This is a genomic window from Pseudomonas sp. GL-RE-29, from assembly GCF_019947275.1.
Lineage (GTDB): Bacteria > Pseudomonadota > Gammaproteobacteria > Pseudomonadales > Pseudomonadaceae > Aquipseudomonas > Aquipseudomonas fluorescens_A.
The window spans coordinates 1-16,692 of record NZ_JAGYGD010000004.1 but is presented as its reverse complement, the minus strand read 5'-3'; the positions used below and the strand labels follow the sequence as shown (position 1 = coordinate 16,692).

Sequence of the window (16,692 nt, the reverse complement as noted above, 5' to 3'; positions counted from 1 at the left end):
TCCGTTTGATTATTGTTTTAGTGGGTGAAACGACAGTGCCAAAAAACTATAGAGCCTGATGCCATTCGGCGCGAACCTGCCGAATGTTTCACTCGCTTCCATCGCCCCATATTGCACGCTCTGCCCAGCTAAGTTACTGTGCCGAGACGTATAAATGAGACCTTCCCCGTGTTGATCGTCAGCAAACTTCTGGATCAAGTCATCAAGGCACACGCCCGCTGGCGTTGGCGCGCCTGAATCCTTCTGCCGGCCCGGCCGGATCTTTACCGCTTCGCCTTCTTTACTCGCAAGACCTTGCGCTTTGCTTCGCGATTCCAGCGACCGCCAAAGTGCAGAACGCTGCGGGTCAATCATTCGAAGGCTGTATTAGTCAGTGAATTCAAGAGGTTCTTAACGCCATGTTGCTGATGATCGATAACTACGACTCTTTTACTTACAACGTTGTGCAGTACCTTGGTGAGCTGGGCTCCCAGGTCAAAGTGGTGCGCAACGATGAGCTCACCATTGCTGAAATCGAAGCCCTCAACCCCGAGCGCATCGTAGTTTCTCCCGGCCCTTGCACCCCGAATGAAGCCGGCGTTTCCATTGACGTGATCAAGCACTTCGGCGGCAAACTGCCGATTCTCGGTGTATGCCTGGGCCATCAATCCATCGGCCAGGCCTTTGGCGGCGATGTGGTCCGTGCCCGCCAGGTCATGCACGGCAAGACCAGCCCGGTGTTCCACGAGGACAAAGGCGTCTTCGCCGGCCTGAACAATCCGTTGACCGTCACCCGCTATCATTCATTGATCGTCAAGCGCGAAACCTTGCCAGACTGCCTCGAACTAACCGCCTGGACCCAGCTCGAAGACGGTTCGATCGACGAGATCATGGGCCTGCGCCACAAGACCCTGAACATCGAGGGCGTGCAGTTTCACCCTGAGTCGATCCTCACCGAGCAGGGCCACGAGCTCTTCGCCAACTTCCTCAAACAAACCGGCGGCACGCGCTAAGGACTTTTCATGAATATCAAGACAGCCCTGGGCCGTATCGTCGATCACCTCGACCTCAGCACCGATGAAATGCGCGATGTGATGCGCGAAATCATGACCGGCCAATGCACCGAGGCGCAGATCGGCGCGTTCATGATGGCCATGCGCATGAAGAGCGAAAGCATCGACGAAATCGTCGGTGCCGTTTCGGTGATGCGCGAGCTGGCGGACAAGGTCGAACTCAAGACCCTGGATGGCGTGGTCGATGTAGTCGGCACCGGCGGTGACGGTGCGAATATTTTCAACGTGTCGACCGCGTCTTCCTTCGTGGTCGCGGCGGCCGGTTGCACCGTGGCCAAGCACGGTAACCGTGCGGTCTCGGGTAAAAGCGGCAGTGCCGATTTGCTGGAAGCAGCCGGTATCTACCTGAACCTGACGCCGGTTCAAGTGGCGCGCTGCATCGATAACGTCGGCATCGGTTTCATGTTTGCCCAGACTCACCACAGTGCCATGAAGTACGCCGCTGGCCCGCGTCGCGAGCTCGGCCTGCGCACCTTGTTCAACATGCTCGGCCCGCTTACGAATCCGGCTGGCGTGAAACATCAGGTGGTGGGCGTATTCACTCAAGCGCTGTGCCGGCCATTGGCCGAAGTCCTGCAGCGTCTGGGCAGCAAGCACGTGCTGGTGGTGCATTCGAAGGATGGCCTGGACGAATTCAGCCTGGCAGCCCCGACTTTTGTCGCCGAACTGAAAGATGACCAGATCACCGAGTATTGGGTCGAGCCGGAAGACCTGGGCATGAAGAGCCAGAGCCTGCATGGCCTGGCGGTGGAAAGCCCGGCGGCGTCCCTGGAACTGATTCGCGATGCACTGGGCAAGCGCAAGACCGAAAACGGTCAGAAAGCTGCCGAGATGATCATGCTCAATGCCGGTGCCGCGTTGTACGCCGCCGACCATGCGAGCAGTTTGAAAGAGGGTGTTGCCCTGGCGCACGATGCGCTGCACACAGGCCTCGCTCGGGAAAAACTCGAGGAGCTGGGTGCATTTACCGCGGTATTCAAAGTGGAGAATGAGGGATGAGTGTACCGACGGTTCTGGAAAACATTCTGGCGCGCAAGGTTGAAGAAGTTGCCGAGCGCAGCGCTCGCGTAAGCCTCGCCGAGCTGGAAAGTCTGGCCAAGGCGGCCGATGCACCCCGTGGTTTTGCCAAGGCTTTGCTGGCCCAGGCCAAGCTGAAAGAGCCGGCAGTCATTGCCGAAATCAAGAAGGCTTCGCCAAGCAAGGGCGTAATTCGCGAGAACTTCGTTCCTGCCGACATCGCTAGAAGCTACGAGAAGGGCGGCGCGACGTGCCTGTCGGTACTCACCGACATCGATTACTTCCAGGGTGCCGACGCGTACCTGCAGCAAGCTCGCGCAGCGTGCAAACTGCCGGTGATCCGCAAGGACTTCATGATCGATCCGTACCAGATCGTCGAAGCTCGCGCCCTCGGCGCCGACTGCGTGCTGTTGATCGTCTCCGCGCTGGACGACGTGAAAATGGCCGAACTGGCCGCCGTGGCCAAAGGTGTCGGTCTTGATGTGCTGGTTGAAGTCCACGATGGCGATGAGCTGGAGCGGGCCTTGAAAACCCTCGACACCCCGCTGGTCGGCATCAATAACCGCAACCTGCACACCTTCGACGTCAGCCTGGAAACCACCCTCGATCTGCTGCCGCGTATCCCGCGTGATCGTCTGGTGATCACCGAAAGCGGCATCCTCAACCGTGCCGATGTCGAGCTAATGGAAATCAGCGACGTTTACGCGTTCCTGGTGGGCGAGGCGTTCATGCGCGCCGAGAATCCAGGCACTGAATTGCAGCGTCTGTTTTTCCCTGAGCGTGGCATTCCGGTCAGCGGTTCTACACTGGACTAAAAAAGCATCGCGAGCAGGCTCACTCCTACAGGTTGATTGTGGCAATACACATACATTGTGGCCACCCTCAAACCCTGTAGGAGTGAGCCTGCTCGCGATGGCGGCATAAGACACCACAGACTTTTTGTCCTACGGAGTACCTTGTGACCTCACCTGTTTCTCTGACCATCGAAGCCGGCCTGCAAGCCGAACAGGATCTGTTGGCATCCGTCTGTGCTGGCGATTCGGAATTCGGCCTGCTGTTCTGGCAGCCGAGCGATCAGGCACTGGTCATGCCGCGTCGTTTGAATCGTCTGCCCGGGTTCGACCACGCCTGCGAAGTCTCCGCCGCTGCCGGTTGGCCAGTACTGTTACGCGAAACCGGAGGTGAGCCGGTGCCGCAATCCGCCTCGACGATCAACATCGCCCTGGTTTACGCACCACCGCGCAGCGAAGGGGATCTGAACCGCATCGAGTCCGGTTACCGGCGTCTGTGTGATCCCATCTGTCAGTTGCTGGATGAGTTAGGCGGGACTTCGTCGCTGGGCGAAATCGAAGGCGCATTCTGCGACGGTCGCTTCAACGTCAATCTCGACGGACGCAAGATGGTTGGTACGGCCCAGCGCTGGCGCCAGAGCCAGGGCGGTCAGCGCCCGGTAGGGTTGGTGCATGGTGCAATGCTGATCGACAACGAACGTGAATCGATGGTCGCGGCGGTCAATCGTTTCAACGAAGCCTGCGGTCTGGAGCAACGGGTGCGAGCGGAAAGCCACATCGCACTGCATGAAAAGTTCACGGCACCCAATGCACTGGGGCGTCTCGACGAACTTTACCGGCAGATGCTGGCGCAGATGTTCAGCGCTTAGCGCGTACCAAAGACCACCATCGTCTTGCCTTTGACGTCCACCAGGTTGCGTTCTTCCAGATCCTTGAGCACGCGACCAACCATCTCCCGGGAACACCCGACAATCCGCCCGATTTCCTGACGGGTCACCTTGATCTGCATGCCGTCAGGGTGAGTCATCGCATCTGGTTGCTTGCACAGTTCCAGCAGGCAGCGGGCGACACGCCCCGTCACATCGAAAAACGCCAGGTCACCGACCTTGCGCGTGGTGTTCCGCAGACGTTGTGCGATTTGTCCGCTTAACACGTAAAGAATGTCTGGATCCTGCTGGGACAGTTCACGGAATTTCGCGTAGCTGATTTCCGCAACTTCGCATTCGACCTTGGCACGCACCCAAGCGCTGCGCTCCTGTTCCTGACCTGCCTGTTCAAACAGCCCCAGCTCACCGAAAAAGTCCCCGCCGTTCAGGTAAGCAATGATCATTTCCCGACCGTCGTCATCCTCGATCAGGATGGTGACCGAACCTTTAATGATGAAGAACAGGGTTTCCGAGCGGTCGCCGGCACATATGATGTTGCTCTTGGCCTGATAGCGACGGCGCTGGCAATGCATCAGCAACTTGTCGAGGTTCTTGATCTTGGGGGTTGGGGCAATAGCAACCATGGTTGTATCCCGAAAAGACTGCACGGTATGTTTTGGATTGTTTAAGAAAAGCGAAAGACTCGCTAAAGCTGGCTATGCGCCAGCGAATTGGCGTCAGCTTAACAGACACTTCCTGCAATATTCGAGCATTTACCTACAAGGCCGGTGGTTATGTCCTAGGAAGGCGGACACTGTCAATCACGGGGCCTGTGCTAAGCTGGCGACCCTTTTTTATACAGTGGAGTCTTGGCGATGAAGGCACGCATCCAATGGGCTGGCGAAGCCATGTTCCTCGGCGAATCCGGTAGCGGTCATGTCGTGGTCATGGACGGTCCGCCCGATGCCGGCGGTCGTAACCTGGGTGTCCGGCCGATGGAAATGCTCCTGCTGGGTGTCGGCGGTTGCAGCAATTTCGATGTGGTCAGCATCCTCAAGAAATCACGCCAGGCCGTCGAGAGCTGCGAAGCTTTCCTCGAAGCCGAGCGCGCGACCGAAGATCCAAAGGTGTTCACCAAGATCCACATGCACTTCGTGGTCAAGGGCCGCGGGCTGAAAGAAGCGCAGGTCAAGCGCGCCATCGAGCTGTCTGCGGAGAAGTATTGCTCCGCCTCGATCATGCTCGGTGCGGCCGGCGTCGAGATTACCCACGACTACGAAATCATCGAACTCGGTTGAATCGACATTCAACTATCATAAAAGCAGTGCAGACTCTGGCGATCCCAAGCTGACGTCTGCATAATGCGCCACTTTTTTCAGGGTAGTGGCCCGTCAGCCGACAGGCCGCACACCCGAACAGACAACCAAAATCGCCATCGCGAAGAGGTGTTAACCGTCCTACGCAGGTGCGTCGTTCGCATCTGACGGGCATGCTTGATCACGCGGCCGGGCCGCAATACATAGAGAGTTTTTAACGGTGAAAAGCAAACTCAAGCTCCACGGGTTCAATAACCTGACAAAGACCTTGAGCTTCAACATCTATGACATCTGCTACGCGGAAACCCCGCAAGACCAACAGGCTTACGTCGAGTACATCAATAAAGAGTACAACGCGAAGCGCCTGACGCAGATCCTCACTGAAGTTGTCGATATCATTGGTGCCAACATCCTGAACATTGCCAGTCAGGACTACGAGCCGCAGGGCGCCAGCGTCACGATTCTGATTTCTGAAGAACCGGTGACCCCGACCGACAGCCAGATCGAAGAGTCCCCGGGCCCGTTGCCCGAAATCATCCTGGCCCACCTCGACAAGAGCCACATCACGGTGCACACGTACCCGGAAATCCATCCGGACGACGGTATCGCAACCTTCCGTGTGGATATCGACGTGTCGACTTGCGGGGTCATTTCACCGCTTAAAGCGCTCAACTTCCTGATTCACCAGTTCGATTCGGACATCGTGACCGTGGATTACCGTGTGCGCGGCTTCACCCGTGACGTTGAAGGCAAGAAGCACTTCATCGACCACGAGATCAATTCGATTCAGAACTACCTTTCCGAAGACACCCGCGACGCGTACCAGATGACCGACGTGAACGTGTATCAGGAAAACCTGTTCCACACCAAAATGCTGCTGAAAAACTTCGAACTGGACAACTACCTGTTCGGCGACGCGACCAACAACCTGTCCCCTGAGCAACGTGCCCAGGTGACCGATCGCGTGAAACACGAAATGCTCGAAATCTTCTACGCACGCAACATGCCGAACTAAGATTTCCGGGCACAAAAAAGGCGACTACCTAACGGCAGTCGCCTTTTTTATTCTTTGAATGTGGCTCCATGTGGGAGCGAGCCTGCTCGCGAAGAGGCCAGATCAGGCGACCGAAAGGTCAGATCCGATAAGTACTCTTGGTCATCACCTTGGCCAACAAGCTCATCCCGAACTTCACCGGCGCCGGAAAACGGAAGCCGCCAGCCTCCAGCGCACTTTCGGCATGCTGCTCTTCATCAATGCGCATTTGCTCAAGAATCGCCCGGGACTTTTCATCTTCGGCCGGCAGTTGCTCAAGGTGTTCGTTCAAGTGTTTGCACACCTGATCTTCCGTTGCGGCAACGAAGCCCAGGCTGACTTTGTCGCTGATCAACCCGGCCACCGCGCCAATCCCGAAGGACATGCCGTAGAACAGCGGATTGAGAATGCTGGTGTGGCTGCCCAACTGATGGATGCGTTGTTCGCACCAGACCAGATGGTCGACTTCTTCTTCGGCGGCATGTTCCATGGCGGCGCGCACTTGCGGCAGCTTGGCGGTCAGGGCCTGCCCTTGATACAGCGCCTGGGCGCAGACTTCACCGGTGTGGTTGATGCGCATCAGTCCGGCAACGTGCCGGGTGTCTTCGTCGCTCATTTTCGCATCCGGCTGCACGATGGCGGGCGACGGACGGTACGGCTGGCCGCTGAAGGGCAGCAAGGTACGCATCGCGGCATCGGCTTGCAGCAGAAGACGGTCAATCGGCGAGTAGTGACGTTGGGTAGTCATGCTGACCTCCGGGGGGAATCTCGGCGGCCAGTTTAACCCAATCGGCCGGGGAAGGTTTGCGTTGGGTCATGTGTGAGGTCACCACCAAACCTGTAGGAGCCGGCTTGCTGGCGATGGCGATCTCAATGACGCCATCGCCAGCGAGCCGGCTCCTACAGGGGCAGCCTGAGAGTCAGCCCGGCGGCCAGTGCATCTGACGCTGACCCAGCACGTGCATATGAATGTGATAGACAGTCTGCCCACCTTCTTCATTGCAATTCATGACAACGCGGAAACCTTTTTCGCAGCCCAGCTCCAGGGCCAGACGCTGGGCAGTGAACAGGATATGCCCGGCCAATGCTTTATCGTCCTCGGTCAGGTCGTTCAAGGTGCGCACCGGTTTCTTCGGGATCACCAGAAAGTGCACCGGCGCCTGTGGGGCGATGTCGTGGAAGGCCAGAACCTGGTCGTCCTCGTAAATGATCTTCGCCGGGATTTCCCGGTTGATGATCTTGGTGAACAGAGTATCCACAGCTGTTTTCTCCGTTGTTTGGGCTGGCCCGAGTGTACTCATGGGTGTTGTCCGAGCCCAGCCTTTTACCATGCAGGTCAATTAGCGCGGGCAGTGGGCCTTGATGACCATGCCGGCGATTGTCCGGGTCAGCCAGCGCGTGCTGAACCGGGGCAGGGCGGCGAACCAGCGATTACGCCGTCCCGGGATAATGATTGCGCGATTTTTCTCCAGGGCTCGCACGGTATAGAGCGCAACTTCCTCCGGGCTCATCAGCATTTTACTGTTGGCCAGTTTGTCGTTGTCCAGTTGCGCGGTACGGAAAAACGCCGTGCGAGTCGGGCCGGGGCAGAGCACCGATACCTTGACCGCACATTTTTTCAGCTCGACGCGCAAGCCTTCGGAAAAGTGCAGCACATACGCCTTGCTGGCGTAGTAAGTGCTCATCCACGGACCAGGCTGAAATGCCGCGACCGAGGCGACATTCAGAATCTGCCCGCCACCCTGCAAGGCCATGCTGTTACCGATGGCGTGGCACAGGCGGGTCAGCGCCAGAATGTTTACTTCGATTAGGTCCTGTTCGGTCATCCAGTCCTGCGCCAGGAACGGGCCGCAGGTGCCGATGCCGGCGCAGTTCACCAGCAGATCGATTTGCCGGTCGCCTTCTTCCAGTTCCAGCAGGAACCCGGACAGCCGCAGCGGCTCGCCCAAATCACAGGCACGGAACAACACTTCCACGCCAAAACGTTGGGTCAGTTCAATCGCAATACTTTCCAGCTGATCACGTTGTCGGGCCACTAGGATCAGGCTGCGGCCGCGCCGGGCCAACGCTTCGGCCATGGCCAGGCCGATACCGCTGGAGGCGCCAGTGATCAGAGCATAACGGGTCATGCAGTTCTCCATCGCAACAGCTCCGCGCCGCGACGCAGGTGTCACGGGCGGGGAGCGCTGTTCATTCTTTCGCAGAGTCTACAGGGGGCTGGGCTTCTTCGGCTGCATCGTCGGCGGAAATTGGTGTGGGTTCGACCTCGACGTCGATCTCATCGGTGGTGACCGAGCCACTTTGGTAACTGCTTTCAAGGGTGTTTTCGTATTCGTCCTGAATAGCCGAGATACCGCCGGCCATTGCACCGACGATAAGCAGCGCAATCAACACGATCCACAACGACGACAGCACCTTGACTGCCGTGCTGTTGGGCGGTGGCGGGGCGCCATAGCGATTGGCAAGGTGGGTTCCCGGCATGAGCAACAACAGCAGCGGGAAGAAACTGCCAACGAATGGCACCAGGTTCAGCAGCCATAGCCAGCCGGACCAGCCGATATCATGCAGGCGCTGAACAGTGATCAGGATACTGGCGATAAGGAAGACAACGCACAGAATGAATGCCAGAAGGCCGCCGAAGATCAGTCCGGCGGTCGAATCGGTGCTGACGAGCGCCAGGCCGACCAAGGCAAATACACCGACCACAGCAATCGTCACCAGGCTCAGCACCATCGACCATGCGAGGAACCGCAGGCGTCCGATGCGGCCTTCGACGCCGAAGGGCTTGAGCGTGGCGTACTCGGGCATGCGTTCGCCAACGTTGGCTTGCGGCGGTGCGTAAGGGGATTCGGGTTCCGCTGCGATCGCGGCTGGCGTGTGGTCGTGGAGATCGGACAGCTTCAGATCGATCGAGGGCTCGGGCTCGACACGGGCATCGATACCGGTTTTCTTTAGTGCTTGAAGGTAGGTCTGTGCGTCGTCCTGTGACAAATCACGTTTGAGGGCGACCGGTTTGCCGCTGAACAGTCGCTCGACGGCGGTGACTTCGCTTTTGTACAACGCGGCGAGATTGAGTTTGGCGGTGGCGATATCAACGCCTGGCAGTAGCGTGCCGTCGAAGACGATCTTGAAACGGTTTTCGCTCATTGCCGAGGCATCCTTGTCGCGAGTATTGAGTTACGGAGTGTAGGGCCAGTCAGATGCGGCTGGCCCGGGTTTCTTTCATCGTGGCCAGCGCTTGGGCAGTTGCGCTGCGTGTTCCAGTGCCTGGCGGTACTCGGCGTCGAGGCGCGCCACCAGTTGATCGACGCTCGGCAGATCATCGATTTCACCCACGCCCTGGCCCGCGGACCACACGGTTTTCCAGGCTTTGGCTTCATCGCTGATGGGTTTGAGCTTGGAGCCAAAATTGACTTCACCCTTGTTTTGCAGGGCTGCCATGTCGAAACCGGCGGCCTCCAGGCTCTGGCGCATGAAACTCGCTGGTACGCCAGATACCGCTGGAGTATGGATGATGTCTGCCGCTCTGGCCGTCAGCAGCATCTCTTTGTAGGCGTCAGGCGCATGACTTTCGGTGGTGCCGATAAATCGCGTGCCGAAGTAGGCCAGATCCGCGCCGAGCAATTGTGCGGCGAGAATTTCGTGGCCATGGTTCAGGCAACCGGCCAGCAGCAAAGTCTTGTCGAAGAACTGGCGGATCTCGGCGATCAGCGAGAACGGGCTCCAGGTTCCGGCATGCCCGCCCGCGCCGGCGGCGACGGCAATCAAGCCATCCACGCCGGCTTCGGCGGCTTTCTCGGCATGACGACGGGTCGTCACGTCATGGAATACAAGGCCGCCGTAGCTGTGGACCGCATCGACCAGCTCCTTAACGGCGCCGAGGCTGGTGATCACGATCGGCACTTTGTGCTCGATGCAGATCTCCAGGTCCGCCTGCAGTCGCGGATTGCTGTTGTGGACGATCAGGTTCACCGCGTACGGCGCGGGGTTCTCCAGTGTCGCCAGTCCCGCTTCGATTTCTTCCAGCCAGGCCTTGAAGCCACTGCTTTCGCGCTGATTCAGCGCGGGGAAACTGCCGACTACGCCATTACGACAGCAGGCGAGCACCAGTTGCGGATTGGAAATCAGGAACATCGGCGCCGCCACAACAGGCAAGCGCAAACGTTGTTCAAGCAGAGCGGGCAGCGACATTGGAAGTACCCCGGTAAGTGGTGTCTATTGGATTTAGAACGGCCGAACGACGACCAGAATTACGATTGCCAGCAATATCAGAACCGGCACTTCATTGAACCAGCGAAAAAAGACATGGCTGCGGGTGTTTTCGCCACGGGCAAAACGCTTCACCTGTGCGCCGCACATGTGGTGGTAGCCGATCAGCAGGACCACCAGAGTCAACTTGGCATGCATCCAGCCGCCCTGGCCGAAATAGGCACTCGGATTAAGGCTGATCAGCCAGCCGCCGAAAATCAGCGTAGCGATCATCGAAGGACCCATGATGCCGCGATACAGCTTGCGCTCCATGATGCTGAAGCGTTCCTTGCTGACGGTATCTTCGCTTTGTGCGTGGTAAACGAAGAGTCGCGGCAAGTAGAACAGGCCGGCAAACCAGCAAACGATGCTGACGATGTGAAGCGCTTTGAGCCACAGAAAAAGCATTTTTGGTTATTCCCCAATTCACGGTAGCGGGAATAGTAGAGGCTTGAGCGCCCGCACGTCACCTTGACGGTTGTCGCAGGGGCGCGCGGCCCCTATTATCGACGGCTTTCCAGTGGGTTCGTTGAGGGCAGGTTTATGGTCAAGGTCGGTATCGTCGGCGGCACGGGTTACACGGGTGTCGAACTGCTGCGTCTGTTGGCACAGCATCCGCAAGCAGAAGTGGTGGTCATCACTTCCCGATCCGAGGCTGGTCTGGCCGTGGCCGACATGTACCCGAACCTGCGAGGCCACTACGATGGCCTGGCGTTCAGCGTTCCGGACATCAAGACCCTTGGTGCCTGCGACGTGGTGTTCTTCGCCACGCCGCACGGCGTTGCACATGCCCTGGCAGGTGAGCTGCTGGCGGCCGGGACCAAGGTCATCGACCTGTCGGCTGACTTCCGTCTGCAAGATGCAGATGAATGGGCCAAGTGGTACGGCCAGCCGCACGGCGCGCCGGAACTGTTGGACGAAGCGGTCTACGGGCTGCCAGAAGTTAACCGCGAGCAAATCAAGAAGGCGCGCCTGATTGCTGTTCCGGGTTGCTATCCGACTGCCACGCAGCTGGGTTTCCTGCCGTTGCTTGAAGCCGGTCTGGCCGATACGTCGCGTTTGATTGCCGACTGCAAATCCGGTGTCAGCGGTGCGGGTCGCGGCGCTGCTGTAGGTTCGTTGTACTCCGAGACATCGGAAAGCATGAAGGCTTATGCCGTCAAAGGTCACCGTCACTTGCCGGAAATTCGCCAGGGTCTGCGTCGCGCAGCGGGCAAGGATGTCGGCCTGACTTTCGTTCCCCACCTGACGCCAATGATCCGTGGCATTCACTCGACGCTGTACGCGACTGTTGTGGATCGTTCGGTGGACTTGCAGGCGCTGTTCGAAAAGCGTTATGCCAACGAACCGTTCGTCGACGTCATGCCGGCCGGCAGCCATCCGGAAACCCGCAGCGTGCGCGGCGCCAACGTGTGCCGTATCGCCGTGCATCGTCCGCAGGATGGTGATCTGGTGGTGGTGTTGTCGGTGATCGATAACCTGGTCAAGGGCGCGTCGGGTCAGGCGGTGCAGAACATGAACATCCTGTTTGGGTTGGATGAGCGCTTTGGTCTGTCCCACGCTGGGATGCTGCCGTAACGGTTTATTTCCCATGGCAAAAAGGCCCGTAGAACGGGCCTTTTTGCATTCCGGGTCGGCGAACGGGTTGGTTGATATACCATAACAATAGTTGACCGCTTTTCTAGGAGAAGCGGATAATGCGCGTCATCACGCAATATGACGGCGTAACGCCGGGAGATAGTCAGCATGAGCGTCGAATCCTTCACCCCCACGGCTTTGCAATTCACCCACGGTGCCGCGCACAAGGTGAAGAGCCTGGTCGATGAAGAGGGGAATGATCGCTTGAAGCTGCGCGTATTCGTTACGGGCGGCGGTTGTTCAGGTTTTCAGTACGGCTTCACCTTCGATGAAGAAGTGGCCGATGACGACACCATCGTCGAGCGCGAAGGTGTAAGTCTGGTTGTTGACCCGATGAGCTTCCAGTACCTGGCCGGTGCCGAGGTGGATTATCAGGAAGGTCTCGAAGGTTCGCGTTTCGTCATCAAGAACCCGAATGCAACCACCACGTGTGGCTGCGGCTCTTCGTTCTCGATCTGATCAACGCACCTGCTTCACCAAGCGCCGCATGGCTTCAGGGCCCTGCGGCGTTTTGCTGTCTGGCGTTTATGCGGGGTAGATGGCGCCGAGTACGCGCAAGCCGCGGGCGCCGGTGACGCTCGGGCGATTGGCGGCGATGCCTTCGAGGCAGCAGCGGGCCAGCCAGGCGAAGGCCATGGCTTCGACCCAGTCGGGGTCTACGCCGTACGTCGCGGTGCTGCTGACTTCTGCGTTCGGCAGCAATTCGGCCAGGCGCTTCATCAGCGTGGCATTGTGCGCGCCGCCACCACAGACGAGCAGTTCTTGAGTGTCCGATTGGGCGCTTTGCAGTGACTCAATGATGGTCAGTGCAGTCAGTTCCAGTAGCGTTGCCTGCACGTCTTCGGCGGCGAAGCTGGGTAACTGTGCCAGGTGGTGTGTCAGCCAAGGCAGATTGAACACTTCCCGGCCGGTACTCTTCGGGCCTTTGGTTACGAAGAATGGATCGCTGAGCAATTCCTTCAACAGAACCGGTTCAACCTTGCCGCAGGCGGCCCATTGGCCATCACGATCAAAGTTTTCGCCGCGTTGCTGGTGAATCCATGCATCCAGCAGCACGTTCCCCGGCCCGCAGTCGAAACCGGCAACAGGTTGGCCGGGTTCGATCAGGCTGAGGTTGCTGAATCCGCCGACGTTCAGAACGGCGCGGTTGCCAATGCGCTCTTCAAACAAGGCTTCGTGAAAGGCAGGGACCAGCGGGGCGCCTTGCCCGCCAGCCGCAACATCACGGCTGCGGAAGTCGCTGACCACGGTGATGCCGGTCAACTCGGTCAGAAGCGCCGGATTACCGATCTGCACTGTGAACCCGCGCGCCGGTTCATGGCGGATGGTTTGGCCATGGCTGCCAATCGCGCGAACGTCTTCGGGTTTGAGGTGCTGTCGATCAAGGAGGGTGTGAATGCCCTGTGCTGCCAGCTTCACCCAGTTCTGCTGGGCGATGGCGGAGCGGGCAATCTCGTCCGGACCGCTGGCGCACAAGCCAAGCAGCTCGGTGCGCAGGGATTCGGGCATTGGGATGTAATGGGTGGCGATCAGCCTGATCGCCGGGGCTATCTCGACCAGCGCGATGTCCAGGCCATCGAGACTGGTTCCGGACATCACGCCTATATAGAGCGCCATGGCTTAGCGCTTCGACGCCAGCATGGTGGATTTCTCTTGATCCATGCGCGCCATCAGCGGCTGACTCTGTGCGAGGAAGCGAGCGCGTTCAGCCTTGGAAATCGGATCGGCCATTGCCACTTTCTGCCCCAGCGGGTCGACGTGAACGCCGTTTACCTGGAATTCGTAGTGCAAGTGCGGGCCGGTAGAAAGTCCGGTAGTGCCGATATAACCGATCACCTGGCCTTGCTTGACATTGCTGCCTGTCTGCACGCCTTTGGCAAAACCCTGCATGTGGCCGTACAGCGTACGGTAGGTGCTGCCATGCTGGATGATCACAGTGTTGCCGTAACCACCGCGGCGCCCGGCCAGCAAGACTTTGCCGTCACCGGCGGCTTTGATTGGCGTACCGCGTGGTGCTGCGTAGTCAACGCCTTTGTGGGCACGGATCTTGTTCAGGATCGGGTGTTTGCGGCCCATGGAAAACTTCGAGCTGATGCGAGCGAAATCCACAGGAGTACGGATGAACGCCTTGCGCATGCTGTTGCCATCAGCGGTGTAGTAGCTGCTGTTGCCTTGTTTATTGGTATAACGCACAGCGGTGTAGGTCTTGCCGCGGTTGGTGAAACGTGCGGACAGGATCGGGCCATTGCCGACCGCTTTGCCGTTGACGACTTTCTGTTCGTAGATCACATCAAATTCGTCACCCTGGCGAATGTCCTGGGCGAAATCGACGTCATAGCCAAACACGCTGGCCATGTCCATCGTCAGGCTGTGGGACAGGCCGGCGCGAGCGGCAGACTGCGACAGCGAGCTGTTGATCACGCCATGAACATAGGCGGAGCGTACGGTCGGTTTGGCGGTAATGCGGTTGAACGAGTAGCCCTTGTCATTCTTGGTCAGAGTGATGGTTTCGAGGTCGCTGACTTTGCTGTGCAAATTGGCCAACTGGCCGTCGGGGCTCAATTCGAATTCGAGTTTCTGCCCATGCTTGAGCTGGCTGAACTGCTTGGCCTGCTTGTCGCTGGCCAGTACGTCATGCACTGAAATGGCTGGAAGACCGACCTTCTCGAACAGCGTGGAGAGGGTATCGCCCTTGGCGACGATCACTTCCCTGTGGTTTGGCGCCTTCTTTTCTTCGATGGCCGGCGCAGGTGTTGGGGCTGGTGTTGGTGCTGCTTGAGCAGTTTCCTGGGTGTCTTCTGCGGTGTTGTCGATCTGCGCGAAAGGAGAAGCTGCTGGCTCATTTGTGGCTTGGAGGGCCTCAGCAGCGTCTTGATCTTGTGTCAGTTGTTCAGCAGGACTTTCCAGTTCAAGGCTCAGGGTTGTCTTTTTGGCTTCAACATCACTGGAAGGGAATACCAGAAGCGCCAGGCTCAGAAGCGCGGCGATGCCACTCGCTGCGAGCAGGTGGGTCTTCGGGTAAAGCGGAGGCGCTTTAGACGATTCTTTGGTCATAAGTAGTGTTTTGACTTTGAAAAAGGAATTGGAAAAGATGAATGACATGATGAAGATGAAATAACTGTATAAAATATAACCAAATCATCCCTGAAGCAAGTCCGCGGACACTCTGCCAGCGGATTGGCGTCATTGCGCCGACCAAACTTTGTATTTGACGCGTGATCTTGTATGGTTGGTCCCCTTTGAATTCGAGCCTTGCGGGTCTGTTATGAAGTCGGTTGAAGAGCAGCTAGCGCTGATTAAACGTGGTGCGGAAGAACTGTTGGTCGAGTCCGAGCTGATCGAAAAGCTCAAGCGCGGCCAGCCGCTGCGTATTAAGGCTGGCTTCGATCCGACCGCCCCGGATTTGCACCTTGGGCACACCGTGCTTATTAATAAGCTGCGCCAGTTCCAGGAGCTGGGTCACCAGGTGATCTTCCTGATTGGCGATTTCACAGGAATGATCGGCGATCCGAGCGGCAAGAGTGCGACGCGACCTCCGCTGACTCGCGAGCAGGTTCTTGAGAACGCAGAGACCTACAAGACTCAGGTTTTCAAGATTCTCGATCCGGCCAAGACCGAAGTGGCATTCAATTCCACCTGGATGGATCAGATGGGGCCGGCCGACTTCATTCGCCTGACTTCGCAGTACACCGTGGCGCGTATGCTCGAGCGCGATGACTTCGACAAGCGCTACACAACCAATCAGCCAATCGCCATTCACGAGTTCCTCTATCCGCTGGTTCAGGGCTACGACTCAGTCGCCTTGCGTGCAGATGTCGAGTTAGGTGGTACCGATCAGAAGTTCAACCTGTTGATGGGGCGTGAACTGCAGCGTGGTTATGGTCAGGAAGCTCAATGCATTCTGACCATGCCGTTGTTGGAAGGGCTGGATGGCGTGAAGAAGATGTCCAAGTCGTTGGGCAACTACGTCGGTATCCAGGAAGCGCCGGGCGTGATGTACGGCAAGCTGGTCTCCATTCCCGATGCGCTGATGTGGCGTTACTTCGAACTGCTCAGCTTCCGCTCCATGGATGAGATCAATGCATTCCGTGCTGATGTGGAGGCGGGCGCCAATCCGCGTGACATCAAGATCAAGCTGGCTGAAGAAATTGTTGCTCGCTTCCATGGTGAAGAAGCAGCGGCCAACGCCCATCGTGCGGCGGGCAACCGTATGAAAGATGGCGAGCTGCCAGACGATCTGCCTGAGATTGAATTGACCGCTACTGAAGATATGCCGATCGCTGCCGTCCTTAATAAGGCAGGCTTGGTAAAGAACTCGGCTGTGGCTCGAGATCTGCTCGGTTCTGGCGGTGTGCGTATTGATGGTGAAGTTGTCGATCGCACCTTTATATATGCGATGGGCGCGACCCATGTTTGCCAGGCAGGCAAGAAGGCATTTGCGCGTATTACGCTCAAATCCGAATAAACCTGAAATAAGGGGTTGACGGCAGATCTCAGGTGTCTATAATTCGCCCCACTTCCGGCGCAGTCGAAACGGAAAACTCCTTGGTAAACAACGAGTTACGCAGTTTTCGGCAGCAGGTTGCTTCAGGTCATCGAAGTCGAAAGGAAGTTGAAAAAGAGGTGTTGACAGCAGCGTGTAACGCTGTAGAATTCGCCTCCCGCTGACGAGAGATCGAAAGCGCAAGTGGTTGAAGTTGTTAAGGATTCCTTGAAAACTTCTGAAAATAA

Annotated in this window: 19 protein-coding genes; 9 read left to right on the top strand and 10 right to left on the bottom strand. The window is 57.8% G+C overall.

Annotated features, from left to right (window positions below; translation table 11 throughout):
• Positions 1–9 precede the first annotated feature (9 nt).
• Positions 10–354, bottom strand: coding sequence for a hypothetical protein (locus tag KGB21_RS04900; protein ID WP_223503983.1), 345 nt, complete (start codon positions 352–354; stop codon positions 10–12).
• 44 nt (positions 355–398) lie between these two features.
• Between KGB21_RS04900 and KGB21_RS04895 the strand changes: the two genes are divergently transcribed.
• From KGB21_RS04895 to KGB21_RS04880, 4 genes are all read left to right on the top strand, one after another.
• Complete coding sequence (locus tag KGB21_RS04895) at positions 399–992, top strand: aminodeoxychorismate/anthranilate synthase component II (protein WP_034147358.1); 594 nt, start codon at positions 399–401, stop codon at positions 990–992.
• 9 nt (positions 993–1,001) lie between these two features.
• Positions 1,002–2,051 (top strand): anthranilate phosphoribosyltransferase, encoded by a 1,050-nt coding sequence (trpD, locus tag KGB21_RS04890; RefSeq protein WP_034147357.1) that lies wholly within the window; start codon positions 1,002–1,004, stop codon positions 2,049–2,051.
• Positions 2,048–2,884 carry an indole-3-glycerol phosphate synthase TrpC gene (gene trpC / locus KGB21_RS04885; protein WP_223503981.1) on the top strand — a complete coding sequence of 279 codons (837 nt, stop codon included), beginning with the start codon at positions 2,048–2,050 and terminating at the stop codon, positions 2,882–2,884. Before trpD ends, trpC begins: the two co-directional genes overlap by 4 nt.
• A 143-nt stretch (positions 2,885–3,027) precedes the next feature.
• Positions 3,028–3,729, top strand: a complete 702-nt coding sequence (locus KGB21_RS04880) for a biotin/lipoate A/B protein ligase family protein (protein WP_223503979.1) — start codon at positions 3,028–3,030, stop codon at positions 3,727–3,729.
• On the opposite strand, the gene crp is transcribed toward KGB21_RS04880, so the two are convergent.
• Positions 3,726–4,370 (bottom strand): cAMP-activated global transcriptional regulator CRP, encoded by a 645-nt coding sequence (gene crp, locus KGB21_RS04875; protein WP_034147354.1) that lies wholly within the window; start codon positions 4,368–4,370, stop codon positions 3,726–3,728. The genes KGB21_RS04880 and crp overlap by 4 nt on opposite strands.
• Before the next feature lie 231 nt (positions 4,371–4,601).
• On the opposite strand from crp, the gene KGB21_RS04870 reads away from it, so the two are divergent.
• Complete coding sequence (locus KGB21_RS04870) at positions 4,602–5,024, top strand: OsmC family protein (RefSeq protein WP_008061600.1); 423 nt, start codon at positions 4,602–4,604, stop codon at positions 5,022–5,024.
• A gap of 238 nt (positions 5,025–5,262) precedes the next feature.
• Complete coding sequence (speD, locus tag KGB21_RS04865) at positions 5,263–6,057, top strand: adenosylmethionine decarboxylase (RefSeq protein ID WP_034147353.1); 795 nt, start codon at positions 5,263–5,265, stop codon at positions 6,055–6,057.
• A gap of 118 nt (positions 6,058–6,175) precedes the next feature.
• Here the strand turns inward: speD and coq7 are convergent, their stop codons facing one another.
• From coq7 to hemJ, 6 genes are all read right to left on the bottom strand, one after another.
• Positions 6,176–6,823, bottom strand: a complete 648-nt coding sequence (gene coq7 / locus KGB21_RS04860) for a 2-polyprenyl-3-methyl-6-methoxy-1,4-benzoquinone monooxygenase (RefSeq protein WP_034147352.1) — start codon at positions 6,821–6,823, stop codon at positions 6,176–6,178.
• Between the two features lie 172 nt (positions 6,824–6,995).
• Entirely contained in the window at positions 6,996–7,334 is a 339-nt protein-coding gene (locus tag KGB21_RS04855; protein WP_008027110.1) for a histidine triad nucleotide-binding protein, read from the bottom strand.
• 81 nt (positions 7,335–7,415) lie between these two features.
• Positions 7,416–8,204, bottom strand: a complete 789-nt coding sequence (locus tag KGB21_RS04850) for an SDR family NAD(P)-dependent oxidoreductase (RefSeq protein WP_223503978.1) — start codon at positions 8,202–8,204, stop codon at positions 7,416–7,418.
• Between the two features lie 61 nt (positions 8,205–8,265).
• The gene (locus tag KGB21_RS04845) at positions 8,266–9,222 is read right to left on the bottom strand and encodes a DUF805 domain-containing protein (RefSeq protein ID WP_223503976.1); all 957 of its coding nucleotides are present in this window, start codon (positions 9,220–9,222) and stop codon (positions 8,266–8,268) included.
• 75 nt (positions 9,223–9,297) lie between these two features.
• Positions 9,298–10,266, bottom strand: coding sequence for an NAD(P)H-dependent flavin oxidoreductase (locus KGB21_RS04840; protein ID WP_223503974.1), 969 nt, complete (start codon positions 10,264–10,266; stop codon positions 9,298–9,300).
• 33 nt (positions 10,267–10,299) lie between these two features.
• Positions 10,300–10,731, bottom strand: coding sequence for a protoporphyrinogen oxidase HemJ (gene hemJ / locus KGB21_RS04835; RefSeq protein WP_223503972.1), 432 nt, complete (start codon positions 10,729–10,731; stop codon positions 10,300–10,302).
• Positions 10,732–10,866: 135 nt separating this feature from the next.
• Here hemJ and argC point away from each other — a divergent pair, with 135 nt between their 5' ends.
• Together argC and erpA are read left to right on the top strand one after the other, a co-directional pair.
• Entirely contained in the window at positions 10,867–11,901 is a 1,035-nt protein-coding gene (gene argC / locus KGB21_RS04830) for an N-acetyl-gamma-glutamyl-phosphate reductase (protein WP_223503970.1), read from the top strand.
• 168 nt (positions 11,902–12,069) lie between these two features.
• On the top strand, positions 12,070–12,420 hold the full coding sequence (gene erpA / locus KGB21_RS04825) for an iron-sulfur cluster insertion protein ErpA (protein ID WP_007906865.1): 351 nt from the start codon (positions 12,070–12,072) through the stop codon (positions 12,418–12,420).
• A gap of 66 nt (positions 12,421–12,486) precedes the next feature.
• Here the strand turns inward: erpA and KGB21_RS04820 are convergent, their stop codons facing one another.
• Complete coding sequence (locus KGB21_RS04820; protein ID WP_223503968.1) at positions 12,487–13,578, bottom strand: anhydro-N-acetylmuramic acid kinase; 1,092 nt, start codon at positions 13,576–13,578, stop codon at positions 12,487–12,489.
• A gap of 3 nt (positions 13,579–13,581) precedes the next feature.
• Positions 13,582–15,015 carry a peptidoglycan DD-metalloendopeptidase family protein gene (locus tag KGB21_RS04815; RefSeq protein ID WP_223503967.1) on the bottom strand — a complete coding sequence of 478 codons (1,434 nt, stop codon included), beginning with the start codon at positions 15,013–15,015 and terminating at the stop codon, positions 13,582–13,584.
• 211 nt (positions 15,016–15,226) lie between these two features.
• Between KGB21_RS04815 and tyrS the strand changes: the two genes are divergently transcribed.
• On the top strand, positions 15,227–16,426 hold the full coding sequence (tyrS, locus tag KGB21_RS04810) for a tyrosine--tRNA ligase (RefSeq protein ID WP_223503965.1): 1,200 nt from the start codon (positions 15,227–15,229) through the stop codon (positions 16,424–16,426).
• Positions 16,427–16,692 lie beyond the last annotated feature (266 nt).

Bases quoted from the DNA above. Each gene is read 5' to 3' on its own strand.
- KGB21_RS04900 (WP_223503983.1), bottom strand. From the start codon at position 354: ATGATTGACCCGCAGCGTTCTGCACTTTGGCGGTCGCTGGAATCGCGA.
- KGB21_RS04895 (WP_034147358.1), top strand. From the start codon at position 399: ATGTTGCTGATGATCGATAACTACGACTCTTTTACTTACAACGTTGTG.
- trpD (WP_034147357.1), top strand. From the start codon at position 1,002: ATGAATATCAAGACAGCCCTGGGCCGTATCGTCGATCACCTCGACCTC.
- trpC (WP_223503981.1), top strand. From the start codon at position 2,048: ATGAGTGTACCGACGGTTCTGGAAAACATTCTGGCGCGCAAGGTTGAA.
- crp (WP_034147354.1), bottom strand. From the start codon at position 4,370: ATGGTTGCTATTGCCCCAACCCCCAAGATCAAGAACCTCGACAAGTTG.
- KGB21_RS04870 (WP_008061600.1), top strand. From the start codon at position 4,602: ATGAAGGCACGCATCCAATGGGCTGGCGAAGCCATGTTCCTCGGCGAA.
- coq7 (WP_034147352.1), bottom strand. From the start codon at position 6,823: ATGACTACCCAACGTCACTACTCGCCGATTGACCGTCTTCTGCTGCAA.
- KGB21_RS04850 (WP_223503978.1), bottom strand. From the start codon at position 8,204: ATGACCCGTTATGCTCTGATCACTGGCGCCTCCAGCGGTATCGGCCTG.
- KGB21_RS04845 (WP_223503976.1), bottom strand. From the start codon at position 9,222: ATGAGCGAAAACCGTTTCAAGATCGTCTTCGACGGCACGCTACTGCCA.
- KGB21_RS04840 (WP_223503974.1), bottom strand. From the start codon at position 10,266: ATGTCGCTGCCCGCTCTGCTTGAACAACGTTTGCGCTTGCCTGTTGTG.
- hemJ (WP_223503972.1), bottom strand. From the start codon at position 10,731: ATGCTTTTTCTGTGGCTCAAAGCGCTTCACATCGTCAGCATCGTTTGC.
- argC (WP_223503970.1), top strand. From the start codon at position 10,867: ATGGTCAAGGTCGGTATCGTCGGCGGCACGGGTTACACGGGTGTCGAA.
- erpA (WP_007906865.1), top strand. From the start codon at position 12,070: ATGAGCGTCGAATCCTTCACCCCCACGGCTTTGCAATTCACCCACGGT.
- KGB21_RS04820 (WP_223503968.1), bottom strand. From the start codon at position 13,578: ATGGCGCTCTATATAGGCGTGATGTCCGGAACCAGTCTCGATGGCCTG.
- KGB21_RS04815 (WP_223503967.1), bottom strand. From the start codon at position 15,015: ATGACCAAAGAATCGTCTAAAGCGCCTCCGCTTTACCCGAAGACCCAC.
- tyrS (WP_223503965.1), top strand. From the start codon at position 15,227: ATGAAGTCGGTTGAAGAGCAGCTAGCGCTGATTAAACGTGGTGCGGAA.